This window comes from Sphingobium sp. MP9-4 (assembly GCF_005281675.1).
GTDB classification, from domain to species: Bacteria; Pseudomonadota; Alphaproteobacteria; order Sphingomonadales; family Sphingomonadaceae; genus Sphingobium; species Sphingobium yanoikuyae.
This window is the reverse complement of record NZ_LUFI01000032.1, coordinates 20,040-32,578: the sequence shown is the minus strand read 5'-3', so window position 1 is coordinate 32,578 and position 12,539 is coordinate 20,040. Positions and strand designations below refer to the sequence as shown.

At 64.5% G+C, this 12,539-nt stretch carries 14 protein-coding genes; 10 read left to right on the top strand and 4 right to left on the bottom strand.

Annotation, left to right across the window (positions count from 1 at the left end):
- The first annotated feature begins 217 nt into the window (after positions 1-217).
- The 5 genes from A0U87_RS10540 to A0U87_RS10520 all read left to right on the top strand — a co-directional run bounded on the left by A0U87_RS10540 (position 218) and on the right by A0U87_RS10520 (position 3,652).
- On the top strand, positions 218-901 hold the full coding sequence (locus A0U87_RS10540) for a hypothetical protein (RefSeq protein ID WP_010337301.1): 684 nt from the start codon (positions 218-220) through the stop codon (positions 899-901).
- A gap of 246 nt (positions 902-1,147) precedes the next feature.
- A complete protein-coding gene (locus A0U87_RS10535; protein WP_010337302.1) occupies positions 1,148-1,657 on the top strand; it encodes a helix-turn-helix transcriptional regulator in 510 nt (169 codons plus the stop codon).
- 64 nt (positions 1,658-1,721) lie between these two features.
- Entirely contained in the window at positions 1,722-2,105 is a 384-nt protein-coding gene (locus A0U87_RS10530) for a hypothetical protein (protein ID WP_004208690.1), read from the top strand.
- Positions 2,106-2,130: 25 nt separating this feature from the next.
- Entirely contained in the window at positions 2,131-2,544 is a 414-nt protein-coding gene (locus tag A0U87_RS10525) for a hypothetical protein (protein ID WP_004208689.1), read from the top strand.
- A gap of 172 nt (positions 2,545-2,716) precedes the next feature.
- Complete coding sequence (locus tag A0U87_RS10520; protein ID WP_010337303.1) at positions 2,717-3,652, top strand: PAS domain-containing protein; 936 nt, start codon at positions 2,717-2,719, stop codon at positions 3,650-3,652.
- Between the two features lie 13 nt (positions 3,653-3,665).
- Here the strand turns inward: A0U87_RS10520 and A0U87_RS10515 are convergent, their stop codons facing one another.
- Both A0U87_RS10515 and rnd read right to left on the bottom strand, forming a co-directional pair.
- Positions 3,666-3,965, bottom strand: a complete 300-nt coding sequence (locus A0U87_RS10515; protein ID WP_029547677.1) for an I78 family peptidase inhibitor — start codon at positions 3,963-3,965, stop codon at positions 3,666-3,668.
- Positions 3,966-3,982: 17 nt separating this feature from the next.
- On the bottom strand, positions 3,983-5,149 hold the full coding sequence (gene rnd, locus A0U87_RS10510; RefSeq protein ID WP_010337305.1) for a ribonuclease D: 1,167 nt from the start codon (positions 5,147-5,149) through the stop codon (positions 3,983-3,985).
- Positions 5,150-5,277: 128 nt separating this feature from the next.
- Here rnd and aspS point away from each other — a divergent pair, with 128 nt between their 5' ends.
- From aspS to A0U87_RS10485, 5 genes are all read left to right on the top strand, one after another.
- Positions 5,278-7,062: an aspartate--tRNA ligase gene (aspS, locus tag A0U87_RS10505; RefSeq protein WP_010337306.1), complete on the top strand. Its 1,785-nt coding sequence runs from the start codon at positions 5,278-5,280 to the stop codon at positions 7,060-7,062.
- 118 nt (positions 7,063-7,180) lie between these two features.
- Positions 7,181-8,257 carry a DUF5694 domain-containing protein gene (locus tag A0U87_RS10500; protein WP_010337307.1) on the top strand — a complete coding sequence of 359 codons (1,077 nt, stop codon included), beginning with the start codon at positions 7,181-7,183 and terminating at the stop codon, positions 8,255-8,257.
- A 65-nt stretch (positions 8,258-8,322) separates the two neighbouring features.
- Positions 8,323-9,108 carry a polyphosphate kinase 2 gene (locus tag A0U87_RS10495; RefSeq protein ID WP_010337308.1) on the top strand — a complete coding sequence of 262 codons (786 nt, stop codon included), beginning with the start codon at positions 8,323-8,325 and terminating at the stop codon, positions 9,106-9,108.
- A gap of 81 nt (positions 9,109-9,189) precedes the next feature.
- Entirely contained in the window at positions 9,190-10,518 is a 1,329-nt protein-coding gene (locus A0U87_RS10490) for a methyl-accepting chemotaxis protein (protein WP_010337309.1), read from the top strand.
- A gap of 88 nt (positions 10,519-10,606) precedes the next feature.
- Positions 10,607-10,792: a hypothetical protein gene (locus A0U87_RS10485; RefSeq protein ID WP_004208680.1), complete on the top strand. Its 186-nt coding sequence runs from the start codon at positions 10,607-10,609 to the stop codon at positions 10,790-10,792.
- Between the two features lie 177 nt (positions 10,793-10,969).
- Here the strand turns inward: A0U87_RS10485 and recA are convergent, their stop codons facing one another.
- Entirely contained in the window at positions 10,970-12,040 is a 1,071-nt protein-coding gene (recA, locus tag A0U87_RS10480) for a recombinase RecA (RefSeq protein WP_004208679.1), read from the bottom strand.
- 112 nt (positions 12,041-12,152) lie between these two features.
- The gene (locus A0U87_RS10475) at positions 12,153-12,509 is read right to left on the bottom strand and encodes a response regulator (protein WP_137405515.1); all 357 of its coding nucleotides are present in this window, start codon (positions 12,507-12,509) and stop codon (positions 12,153-12,155) included.
- Positions 12,510-12,539 lie beyond the last annotated feature (30 nt).

The following is a 12,539-nucleotide window of genomic DNA, read 5'->3' as shown; positions in this document are numbered from 1 at the left end:
GCAGGGGCGGTGCGCACGGAAAGCGCACGAAATCCGCCATTTTCTTGTCGAACATAATGTCTAGGCCCTTGACTTGGGCGCATTTATTTTAACCAATAGGAGCCCAGGGGCCGGCAGAGCTTTCCACCCGCACGAGGACGCCAGGAACAAGCAACGTCGATCCGCATCAGGCGGACGGCGGGAAAAAGGGGGCGCCTTGATGGTGGGTTTGCGCGTAATGCCGCTGTTGCCGGAACTGACGGCCGATCAGCGGGCCGAGATTCGGCAGTCCTGCGGCTTTGCCTGCGTGCGCTGCGGGGTGACCATCTATCGTTATCTGGGGCTGCCAGACGGGCCGGGGGCGACGCTGCTCTGCCCGACCTGTCACGGGCTGGTGGAGGAAGGGCGGCTGACCGCGAATCAGGTCCACAGCTTCCATGCCAATCCGGTGGTGCGCCAGCGCCACTTCGCGCGCGATCGCCTGCCCTTCTCCAACGAATTGCCGCAATTGATCGTCGGTGGATCGCGGATGCTGCGCGATACGCCGATTCCCATCACCCTGGACGGCGAGCCGATCCTGATCTTCGCGCCGCCGCGCCGATCCATGGGGGCGACGCGGATCAGCGTCAGGCTGGGCGCGGCCGACGGCACGCCGATGCAGGTGATCGATGGCAATGAATGGAAGCCGCATGACGGCAGCTGGCATTTCCTGTTGCGTGGCGACCGCTATTCGATGATGGCGGCGCGGGGCGACGGATTGTGCGTTTTGCGTATCGTTGCGCGCAACCGGCTTGCGGTCGAGCATCTGCGGACCACGATCAACGGGCGCCGGCTGGAAGTGACGCCGGACTGGCTGGAGGTCGATGGCAAGCGCTATGTCGACCGGATCGGCAGCGGTACGCTGATCGGCCTGGAACTGTAGACGGCGCCTTTCGGGGCGCTATCCGGGCTCCCGATTGCAGCTATTGCGGATCGAGTCATGTCATGACTGGATTCCGTAACGGAAACAGGCGATGCCCACAGGCGTCGCCTTTTTCGTCTCACCGATATGGATGAAGTGTATCTGATATAAATCAATGGCTTGGCCGGCATCATAAAAAATTGATCATAGAAGAAGTTTACATCCGTTCCGGGGCATGATTCCCTGTGGGCGATCAGAGGGGTTGGAATGTCGAATGCGGTTGCCAGTCTGGACGATAATCAGCGGGCATGCCTGCGGCTGGTGGCACAGGGCTATACCTCCAAGCAGATCGCGCAGCGCACATCGCTGACCCCCGGCACGGTCGACCAATATGTCTATCGCGCGACCGTGGCGCTGGGCGCCAAGGATCGGCGCGAAGCCGCCCGGATATTGGTAGAGGCCGAGAAAAACGCGCAATTCAAGCAATTTGAATTAAAGCCGGAGCCGCTTGTTGAACCGGCGATGGCGGGTGAGAAGGAGGCGTCGGCACCAAGCAGGCCGACCCGGACCGGCGACATCCCGGCTGGTGCAGAGCGGCAGGAAAAGGGTCGTTTGCGCCAATTGGGTAACCGGATTCTGGCAACCATGGGAGGGGAACCGCATGGGCTGAATCGATGGCAGATCCTGACGACCATCTTCCGGGTCGCGTTATGGGCAGGGGGTTCCCTGGCCGCGCTGATCACGATGGGATATTGGCTCAATCATCTGTTCGGCTGACGGTCTCCAACAATCCAACCATCTGATGGGCCAGCGAGCGCTGGCCTAAAAAGGGAGCCTTGCCATGTCCAATGCCCGCCGCGCCGAGCGCGCCGCCAAGAGCGAAATGCACATGTCGGACGACACCTTCTTCAACCTGAGCGGCCAGGTCCGCGATGCCTATGTGAAGCTGGACGATGTTCTGGCCCATACGCTGCGGATGAGCGCCGACATGATCGACACCGCCCGCACCATCGGCCTGGCCCCCGAACAGGGACAGAAGCTGTTCAAGCGCTTCCATGGCTGCATCGACACGATGATGCAGAGTCGCGAGCAGCTGCTGGGCGCCCATCTGGAAGCGACCAAGATCCGCATGAAGACCAATCAGGCCGAACGCGCCGACGGCTGCTACAGCCCGTGGAGCGCGCTGGAAGAAAAGCAGGCCGACGCCCTGCGCCTGGTCGCCTGACGCGACCGGACCGGAAGGCAGGATCGTGCAGATCTTCCTCGCTTATACGATCGCGCTGATCGCCACCTCGATCTTCGTGGTGCGCTATGGCGGCGCGACCGGGCGCTGGAGCATCGTCGGCGTCTGGGCAGGGTTCATCCTGGCCCAGACGGCGGTCCTGACCATCCGGCCGGAGGCGGTGCTGATCCGCACGATCCTGGCGATCGAATGCGCCTCGCTGCTGTTCAAGATCATCATTTCGATGCTGAGCAGCCGGCGCTGGCCGATCATCGTCGCCGCCTTCCAGCTGAATGTGGCGGCGGTTCAGGTCGCGGTGATCGTGTCACCCGCCTACCTCACCAAATTCTTCTACGCCATGTCGACAATCTGGGCGGTGCCGGTGCTGGTCGTGATGGCCATGGGCACGCAGATGGACCGGAAACACGCGTTTCCGGCCTGAGCAAAGGAAACAGGATGCGGAAATGCCCGTCATTCCCTCTTGAAGCCGTCCCGTCCCGAGGAAGGCATGTTGCTTCTGTTTTTGTCCGATTGATGGAGGGCCGATAATTATGGCATCAAGGGACATGACCCAGCGCGTTACGCGCCATCTGAACCCAGTAGGGAGTGATGGAATGGAGGGAGAGGGTGGTTATCCGGCCGAAAGTCCGGTCGTCACCGCGGCCGACCTGGTCCGCGGCTTTTCCGAATGTCGCGACATGGCGACACGCACGCCGCTTTACATCACCCATCATGGCCGGGCGACTCATGTGCTGCTGGGCGTCAACGAATTCCGGGCGCTGAAAGCCCAGTCGGGCAGCGCCGGTCAGGAAAGCGCCGAGGAGAAATTGTTCGCGCTGGCCGACTGGGTCGATCAGGCGGTGATCATCTGCGACCAGGACATGCGCGTCGACTTCGTCAACCGGGTCGCCAGCGCCATCTGTCGCAAGCCGGTGGGGCAGATGGTCGGCCCCAAGCTGGACGTCGTCCTGCCGTCCATCAGCGGCAGTCTGATGGAGGTGCATGTGCGCCGCACCGTGAGCGGCGGCGAGCCGAGCGCAGCCGATATTCCCTCCCCCTTTGCCGACGGCGCCTGGCTGCGGCTGCAGAGTTTTCCCCTTGGAAGGTCAACCGTCATCATGTTCCGCGACATTACCGAGGATGTGCGCCGCCATCGGCTGGCCGATGCCAAGGCCGCGATCATCGAGGCGATGACCGCCCATGGCGATGTCGGCTATGTCCGCCTGTCGGTGCGCGGCACGATCGACGCGGTCGATGTGCCCTTCACCGACATGCTGAGCCTGCCGCGCGAGCGGGTGATGGGCGTGCAACTGACCGATCTGGTGCTGACCCATGGCCGCGCAGCATTCCGCCAGGCGCTGGAGCGGGCGATGCAGGGGCAGGGCGCGCAATGCGTGCAGACCATGCTGCTGAGCAATCGCGGCGAGGCGGTGGCCGTGAAGGCCTCTATCGTCGCCCTGCACGGCGCCTATGGCGCCGAGGGGGCGGTGGTGCTGATCACCGCGCTCGATGGGAGCACGGTAGTGGAGTTGCCGCGCGCCGCCGAATGAGGGCGCGCGCGGGTCAGCCGCAGCGGGCGCTGGTGACGACCATCTGATCGTCATAGCTGACGGTCAGCCGGTCAGGGCGGAAGTCCATGGTCATGGCCATATTGGGGCCGCCCCAGCGCAGCGTCTTCGCGCCCGATGCCTTGAGCAATTCCGCGCCCAAATCGGCCGTCGCCTTCTGGCCGGTGAAGCGGTCGAGCCCGTCATGGCTGCACGGCCCCTGCGCCATGGCAGGCGGCGATGCGGAGTCGGGGCCTTCACCATTGGTCCCGGCACAGGCGGTCAGGGGCAGGAATATCATCGCCATCATCGTCATCCGCATCGTCCGTCTCCTCATTCGGTCCGCGTCATTTTCAGCCGGCCATTCTTGACGGCAAAGGCCAGGCGCCCTTCGACCAGGTCCACCGCATCCCGGCCGAACTGGTCATAGCGCCAGCCTTCCAGGATCGCGAGATCGTCGCGCACGCCAGCGGCCAGCGCCTCGATATCGTCGGTGCGGGCGAGCAGGCGCGGGGCGACATTGATGTCGCGCGAGCGGATCTTGAGCAACAGCTTCAACAGGTCGGCGACCAGTGCGCCATCCTTGCCCAGGCCCGGACGCTTGGGATCGCGTTCGGGCATCTCGTCCTTGCCGAGCGGCTTGTGCGCGCCCAGCGCCGCCATCAGCCGGCCGCCAATGTCGTTGCTCTTCCAGGTGGCGGACAGGCCGCGCACCTTGCCCAGATCCTCCTGCGCGCGCGGCGGGTGGCTGGCGATGTCGGCCAGCGTCTCGTCCTTGACGATGCGGCCGCGCGGCAGATTCTTGTCCTGGGCTTCCTTCTCGCGCCAGGCGGCCAGCGCCTTGAGGCGACCCAGGACATCGGCCTTGCGGCTGGCGATGCGGACGCGCTTCCAGGCTTCGGACGGATCATTCTCGTAATTGGAGGGATCACTGATCCGCTCCATTTCCTGGTCGAGCCAGTCGCCGCGCCCGGTCTTGCGCAGTTCTTCCAGCATCTTGGGGAAGATTTCGATCAGATAGGTGACATCGCCGATCGCATAGTCGATCTGGCGCTTGTCGAGCGGGCGGCGCGCCCAGTCGGTGAACCGTGCGCCCTTGTCGAGTTGCACGCCGAGCCAGGCGTCGACGAGGTTGCCATAGCCGATCTGTTCGCCAAGGCCGAGCGCCATGGCGGCGATCTGGGTGTCGAACATCGGATGCGGCGTCTTGCCGGTCAGATTATGGACGATCTCGATGTCCTGGCCGCCGGCATGGAAGACCTTGAGCACGTCCTCATTATTGACCAGCAGGTCGAGCAGGGGCGTAAGGTCGATCCCCGGCGCCTTGGGGTCGATCGCCGCGGCCTCGCTGGAGTCGGCGACCTGGACCAGGCAGAGTTCGGGCCAGTAGCTATTCTCGCGCATGAACTCGGTATCCACCGCGACATAGGGGGATTTGGCCATGCGGGCGCAGAAATCGGAAAGCGTCTTGCTGTCGGTAATCAGCGGATGAATTTGCATATGGTCTTCGATCTTATTATGGGCTGGCCCGCGTCCTGCGGGCTGGTCGATAGTCGACAAGGCAAGCCCATAGCCGGGCCGCAACAATTTGTCATTTCCGTAAAACGAATTTGAAAGATCGAAACGCCATGCACGCCTATCGCACCCACAATTGCGGCGCCCTTCGTGAAGCCGATGTCGGCGCGAATGTGCGCCTGTCCGGCTGGGTGCATCGCAAGCGCGATCATGGCGGCGTTCTCTTCATCGATCTGCGCGACCATTATGGCCTGACCCAGATCGTCGCCAAGGCGGACAGCGAGCCGCTGCGCATCCTGGACGGCCTGCGTGCGGAATCGGTCGTGACGATCGACGGCACCGTCGTCGCGCGCGGCCCGGAAGCGACCAACCCGAAGATGGCGACCGGCACGATCGAAGTCGTGGCCGACAAGGTCACCGTGCTGTCGACCGCGGCTGAACTGCCGCTGCCGGTGGCGGGCGAGCAGGAATATCCCGAGGATATCCGCCTGCGCTATCGCTTCCTGGACCTGCGCCGCGAAACGCTGCACGCCAATATAGTCACCCGCACCAAGATCATCCGCGACATGCGTCGCCGCATGGAAGATGCCGGCTTCACCGAATATTCGACGCCGATCCTGACCGCGTCCTCGCCCGAAGGTGCGCGCGACTTCCTGGTGCCCAGCCGCATCCATGCGGGCAAGTTCTACGCTCTGCCGCAGGCGCCCCAGCAATATAAGCAGCTGCTGATGGTCGCCGGTTTCGACCGCTATTTCCAGATCGCCCCCTGTTTCCGCGACGAAGATCCGCGCGCCGATCGCCTGCCGGGCGAATTCTACCAGCTCGACCTGGAAATGAGCTTCGTCACCCAGGAAGATGTCTGGAACACGATGGAGCCGGTCATCGCATCGGTGTTCGAGGAATTTGCCCAGGGCAAGCCGGTCACCCCGGCCGGCAGCTTCCCGCGCATCCCGCATGCCGAAGCCATGCTCAAGTATGGCAGCGACAAGCCGGACCTGCGCAACCCGATCATCATCCAGGACGTGACCGAGCATTTCCACGGCTCGGGCTTCGGCATCTTCGCCAGCCTGGTCGAAAGCGGCAATGTCATCCGCGCGATCCCGGCGCCGGGCGCGGGCGCGGGCAGCCGCAAATTCTTCGACGACATGAACAACTGGGCGCGCGGCGAAGGCTATTCGGGCCTTGGCTATATCAACATCAAGGATGGCGTCCCCGGCGGCCCGATCGCCAAGAATCATGGCGAGGAAGCGACCGCCAAGCTGATCGCGGCGCTGGGCCTTGGCCCGAACGACGGCGTGTTCTTCGCCGCCGGCAAGGAAGGCCAGGCGGCGAAGCTGGCGGGCCTGGCGCGCATCCGCGTCGGCGAGACGCTCGACCTGATCGACAAGGACCGGTTCGACCTGTGCTGGATCGTCGACTTCCCCTTCTATGAATATGACGAGGACGAGAAGAAGGTCGACTTCGCCCACAATCCCTTCTCGATGCCGCAGGGCGGGCTGGACGCGCTCAACAATCAGGATCCGCTGAGCCTCAAGGCCTATCAGTATGACATGGTCTGCAACGGCTATGAGATCGCGTCGGGTTCGATCCGTAACCAGTCGCCCGAGGCGATGGTCAAGGCGTTCGAACTGGTGGGCCTCAGCCAGGCGGACGTGGAAGAGCGGTTCGGTGGTCTCTATCGCGCGTTCCAGTACGGTGCGCCGCCCCATGGTGGCATGGCCGCCGGTGTCGACCGCATCGTGATGCTGCTGTGCGGCGCACAGAATCTGCGCGAGATCACGCTGTTCCCGATGAACCAGCGCGCCGAAGACCTGCTGATGGGGGCGCCCAGCGCCGCCGAGTTCAAGCAGCTGCGCGAACTGCATGTTCGTGTCGTGGAGCCGCAGGCGAAGGCATAAGCCTTTCCATCGGCTGGGAAGAACAGGGCTCCCGCCATCTGGCGGGGGCCTTTTTCTTTGCCGTCTTGCCTTGCTGTATTGTTATGATAACACACGTGGCGGCAAGGGAGCGTGGCGGATGATGCGGACGATCATGGCGATAGTGGCGGCGGGGCTTGCGGCGGTGTCTGTGCAGGCGACTGGTCCCGGTTTCGATCCGCGCGCTTTGAAGGCGGTTGCCGGGCCGCCCAATGAGGTGATGGTGCTGGGCACGCCCCATCTGTCGGGCTGGCCAAAGGATTTCGATGCGCAGGCGCTGGGGCCGTTGATCGACCGACTGGCGGCGTGGAAGCCGCAATCGATCGCGGTCGAAACCCTATCTGGTCTGCAGTGCGATGCGTTGCGCCGCGCGCCGTTCCGCTATGCCGAGACGGTGGAAACCTATTGCTGGGACGCGACGCCGGCGCGCCAGGCGACCGGGCTGGACGTTCCGGCTGCCACGGCCGAGGTCGAGCGGCGTCTGACCGCCTGGCCGGAGCGACCGACGGCATCGGACCGGCGCCATCTGGCGGCCTTGTTCCTGGCGGCGGCGGATCAGGGATCGGCGCTGGTGCAATGGCTGCGGCTGGACGGCGCGGACCGTCATGTGGGGGATGGGCTGGACGCCATATTGGTGGCGCGGCTGGAAACGCTGCGCCAGCGTCGCAACGAGGAGTTCCTGATTGCCGCGCCGCTGGCTGCCAGGCTGGGGCTGGAGCGGCTGGAACCGATGGACGACCACAGCGCCGACCGGCCCTATCGCAATGCCGAGGAGGAGAAGGCAGCGGGCGCGGCGATCATGAAGGCGTGGGACAATGAAGCGACGGCGCGGCGCAAGGCGGCCGATGCGGCGCTGCAGCCCGGCATCCGGACGGGGGCCGGCGTGCTGGCGCTCTATCGCGCCTATAATGCGCCGGATCAGGCGCAGACCATCTATGACAGCGATTTCGGCGCGGCGCTCAAGGAGCCTTCGCCCGAGCGTTTCGGGCGCGGCTATGCCGGCTATTGGGAGGTGCGCAACCTGCGCATGGCGGCCAATATTCGCGACGTGTTCGCCGCCGCGCCGGGCCAGCGCATGCTGGTGATCGTCGGCGCCTCGCACAAATTCTATCTCCAGGCCTATCTCGACATGATGCACGATGTGCGGCTGGTCGATACCGACGCCATACTGCACTGAGGCCGCGCTTGCTCTTGGCGGCGCGGTTCGATCTAATCAGCCGTCCCCTTGCAGGAGAGCGGCGCATGACGATCAATCTGTCGGACTATGAAACCGGGGCGAAGTATAAAGGCGATTATGATGCGGCGCTGCTGGCGCTGCAGCGTCGCCTGTCGAAGATTCAGGTCGCCCATATCCTGCATCGCCGCCGGACCGTCATCATGCTGGAAGGCTGGGATGGCGCGGGCAAGGGCGGCATCATCAAGCGGATGACCGCGGACTGGGACCCGCGTTACTATCAGGTCCACCCGATTGCCGCGCCGACGCGCGAGGAACTGGACCATCATTTCCTCTGGCGCTTCTGGACCCGGCTGCCCGCCAGCCAGAATATCGGCCTGTTCGACCGCAGCTGGTATGGCCGGGTGCTGGTCGAGCGGGTGGAGAAATATGCCACCAAGGCGGAATGGAAGCGCGGCTACAAGGATATCAATGCGTTCGAGGCGCAGCAGGTCGATACCGGCACCAACATCATCAAGCTGTTCGTCCACATCACCCAGGAGACGCAGGATGAGCAACTGGCGCAGCGGCTGGATACGCCGTGGAAACGGTGGAAGACCGGCGCCGACGATTATCGCAACCGGGCCAGGCGGGCCGAATATTGGGATGCGATGCACGACATGTTCGAGAAGACCGACACCAAGCAGGCGCCCTGGAAGGTGATCGACAATAATAACCGCAAGGCCGGACGAATCGCGGCGCTGACCTATGTCGCGGAGCGGCTGGAGAAACTGGTGCCGATGGATTTCCCGGCGGCCGATCCCGAGGTGGTCAAGCTGGCACGCGAGGCATTTGGCTATAAGCCGGCCAAATAATTCCGTAAAAACAACGATCTGTAACAAAAGCGTCATCAAATACTAAGCGGTCATTTACCCTTTTCTTCTAGGCCGGGCGCCATGTACGCGCCCCAGATGCTCGATCGGCCCGACCCGGAGCCGCATGTTGCCGCCGGCACCGCCTTGCCCTTTGCGCAGGGCTGCACTGCGGTCCGGCTGGGCCAGCCGCTCAGCCAGGCCGTCGACCGCTTCCAGGACGATGCGGCGCTGCGGCTGCTGCCGGTAGTGGACGCCGCCGATCGGCCGGTGGGGGCCATTTATGAGCGCGACATGCGGCGCATCCTGTTCAACCCCTTCGGCCATGCGCTGCTGCGCAATCCCAGTTTCGGCGGGCGGCTGGACGAACATGTGCGGCCGTGCGCGACGGTCGAACAGAGCGCCAGCGTCGAACGGCTGATCGACCTTTATGCGGCGCAGGGGAGTGATTGCGAGGGGCTGATCGTGACGCAGGGCGGCCATTATGCCGGCGTGGTCGGCGGCCTGCTGCTGCTGCGGCTGGCGGCGGAGCGGGATACGCGCGATGCGCTGGCCCGCACCCGGCGGCTGGAACATGTGACGCGCGAGAGCGGCGCATTTCGCGCGGATGTCGAGGCGCTGATCGCGGATCTGGTCGGCATGGCCGACATGCTGTCGGCGCGCGCTGAACAGGCGGTGGAGCGGGCGTCGGGCAATGGCGAGGCGGCGGCCGGCATGGCGGTCGCGGCGGAGCAGACTGCCGACAGCCTGCACGGCATCGCCAGCGGCGGGCAGGAACTGGGCGGGCTGTTCCAGGCGATGGAAAGCCAGGTGCGCGCGGCGGGCGAGGCGATCCGCGCGGCGGTGGCGCAGACGCAGGTCGGGGCCGAGCAGACGGCGGCGCTGCGCGTCGAGGCGGACGGGATCGGCGCGGTCATCACCCTGATCGACGATATTGCGCGGGCGACCAGCATGCTGGCGCTCAATGCCAGCATCGAGGCGGCACGGGCCGGCGAGGCGGGGCAGGGCTTTGCCGTGGTGGCGCGCGAGGTGAAGACGCTGGCGAGCCAGACGCGCGAGGCGGCGGCCGAGATCGGCCAGCGCATCGGCCATGTCCGGCTGGCGGTGGAGACGGTGGCGCAGGGCCATCTGCACATGGACGCGGCGATGGCGACCGCGAATGAGGTGTCGGCATCGGTCTTTTCGGCGGTGGCGCGCCATGGCGCCTTCAGCCGGTCGATCGCCGCCAGCCTGTCGGAAGCCGGATCGTCGAGCGACCATATCCGCCAGAGTGCGCGCCAGATCAGCGACAATGCAAGCGCGGCGGCGGCGGGCGCCCATGATATCGGCGTTGCGGCGGGGCAACTGGCGACGGTCGCGCACCGGCTGGATGATCGGGCGAGCCGGTTCCTACAGGCGATCCAGGCAGGCTGAACCGCACAAAGCCTCTGGTAACGGCGCAAAAAGCAGCTAGTCTTGCACCCAATGGGTCCGGCACGGGCCGAAAATGGGAGAGAAGATCATGCTTGTCATGTTCGTCGGCGTCGATCGCACCGAAACCGCGGTCAACCCTACCCAGGTGACCTTCGTCTCATCCGTGACCGACGGCACCCGCATCCGCTTTGGCGAAGGCCGCAGCGTCACCGTGACCGAACCGATCGCCGAGGTGCTGGATTCGCTCAACCGCGCCCTGCGGCCGCACGAATAGCGGTCTTTTCCCTCTTCCCCTCCGTTGCGCCTGCATGGCGACAGCCCTGTCGCGCGCCCGGCAGGTAAAAGGCCCGCCGCGCCATCGCGCGACGGGCCTTTTCAGAGCGTGAAGCCAGAGGTGGACGAAAGGCAGGATCAAGCGCCCGGTTGATCCGGTCGGGCGCGGTCGTCCTGCTTAGTCGTCATCCCCCGCTTCGGGTCCGGCCATCATCCCTTCGGCGACTTCCTCGGTCTTGCCGCGGATCGCCTTTTCCAGGCGGTCTGCCATTTCGGGATTTTCCTTGAGGAAGGTCTTGGCGTTTTCGCGACCTTGGCCGATGCGGACCGAGTCATAGGAGAACCAGGAGCCCGACTTCTCGACCAGCCCGGCCTTGACGCCGATGTCGAGCATCTCGCCGATCTTGGAAATGCCCTCGCCATACATGATGTCGAACTCGACCTGCTTGAAGGGCGGGGCGACCTTGTTCTTCACCACCTTCACGCGGGTCGCGTTGCCGACGATATCGTCGCGATCCTTGATCTGGCCGGTGCGACGGATGTCGAGACGGACCGAGGCGTAGAATTTGAGCGCGTTGCCGCCGGTGGTGGTTTCCGGATTGCCGTACATCACGCCGATCTTCATGCGCACCTGGTTGATGAAGATCACCATGCACTTGGAGCGGGCGATCGACCCGGTCAGCTTGCGCAGCGCCTGGCTCATGAGACGCGCCTGCAGGCCGACATGGCTGTCGCCCATCTCGCCCTCGATCTCGGCACGCGGCACCAGCGCGGCGACCGAGTCGACGACGAGGATGTCGATGGCGTTGGAGCGGACCAGCGTGTCGACGATTTCCAGCGCCTGTTCGCCGGTGTCGGGCTGCGACACGATCAGTTCGTCAATGTCGACGCCCAGCTTCTTGGCATAGATGGGGTCGAGCGCATGTTCCGCGTCGACGAAGGCAGCGGTGCCGCCGGCCTTCTGGGCTTCGGCGATCGCATGCAGCGTCAGCGTGGTCTTGCCCGAGCTTTCCGGGCCATAAATCTCGATGATGCGGCCCTTGGGCAGGCCGCCGATGCCGAGCGCGATGTCGAGGCCGAGCGAGCCGGTCGAGATCGATTCAATCTCGATCTTCTCGCGGCTGCCGAGCTTCATCGCGCTGCCCTTGCCGAAGGCGCGATCAATCTGGGCGAGCGCCGCCTCCAATGCTTTCTGTCTGTCCATTGTGCCTGTCTTCTTGGAATCGATGAGTGAGAGCATAGCGGTCATCGGCCTATCCCCTGTCAAGCGGATCGCGTCGAGTCACTCGGCGCCTGCCAATGATGTATCCTGTTTGTTCCTGTGGAACAAGAGGGGAACGGAAATTTCCTATCCTGCCTATTCAGTCGGCGAGAATCTTCTCCAGCGCGCGTTCCACGGTACCGATGGTGAAGGGCTTGGCGAGCGTCGGGCGATCGGCATGGCCCTGCGGCAGATCATCCGCCATGCCGCCGGTGGCGAACAGGAAGGGGATCGACTGCTGCGCCAATATGTCGGCGACCGGCCAGCTTTTTTCACCCTGGAGATTGCAGTCGAGCAGGGCGGCGTCGAACCCGCCCTCGCGCGCCAGGGCGCACGCCTCGTCCACCGACGCGGCGGTCGCGTGGAGGCGATAACCGAGCGCGTCGAGATAATCTTCCAGCATCATGCCGATCATCGCTTCATCCTCGACGATGAGGATGGACTTGCCGTCAGCCATGCGCCCTTGTCCCTTGTGCTTGCTTCCCAT

Bases quoted from the DNA above. Each gene is read 5' to 3' on its own strand.
- rnd (WP_010337305.1), bottom strand. From the start codon at position 5,149: ATGCAAATTCATCCGCTGATTACCGACAGCAAGACGCTTTCCGATTTC.
- recA (WP_004208679.1), bottom strand. From the start codon at position 12,040: ATGACCGCTATGCTCTCACTCATCGATTCCAAGAAGACAGGCACAATG.
- A0U87_RS10520 (WP_010337303.1), top strand. From the start codon at position 2,717: ATGGAGGGAGAGGGTGGTTATCCGGCCGAAAGTCCGGTCGTCACCGCG.
- aspS (WP_010337306.1), top strand. From the start codon at position 5,278: ATGCACGCCTATCGCACCCACAATTGCGGCGCCCTTCGTGAAGCCGAT.
- A0U87_RS10490 (WP_010337309.1), top strand. From the start codon at position 9,190: ATGTACGCGCCCCAGATGCTCGATCGGCCCGACCCGGAGCCGCATGTT.
- A0U87_RS10485 (WP_004208680.1), top strand. From the start codon at position 10,607: ATGCTTGTCATGTTCGTCGGCGTCGATCGCACCGAAACCGCGGTCAAC.
- A0U87_RS10535 (WP_010337302.1), top strand. From the start codon at position 1,148: ATGTCGAATGCGGTTGCCAGTCTGGACGATAATCAGCGGGCATGCCTG.
- A0U87_RS10540 (WP_010337301.1), top strand. From the start codon at position 218: ATGCCGCTGTTGCCGGAACTGACGGCCGATCAGCGGGCCGAGATTCGG.
- A0U87_RS10475 (WP_137405515.1), bottom strand. From the start codon at position 12,509: ATGGCTGACGGCAAGTCCATCCTCATCGTCGAGGATGAAGCGATGATC.
- A0U87_RS10530 (WP_004208690.1), top strand. From the start codon at position 1,722: ATGTCCAATGCCCGCCGCGCCGAGCGCGCCGCCAAGAGCGAAATGCAC.
- A0U87_RS10495 (WP_010337308.1), top strand. From the start codon at position 8,323: ATGACGATCAATCTGTCGGACTATGAAACCGGGGCGAAGTATAAAGGC.
- A0U87_RS10500 (WP_010337307.1), top strand. From the start codon at position 7,181: ATGATGCGGACGATCATGGCGATAGTGGCGGCGGGGCTTGCGGCGGTG.
- A0U87_RS10515 (WP_029547677.1), bottom strand. From the start codon at position 3,965: ATGACGATGATGGCGATGATATTCCTGCCCCTGACCGCCTGTGCCGGG.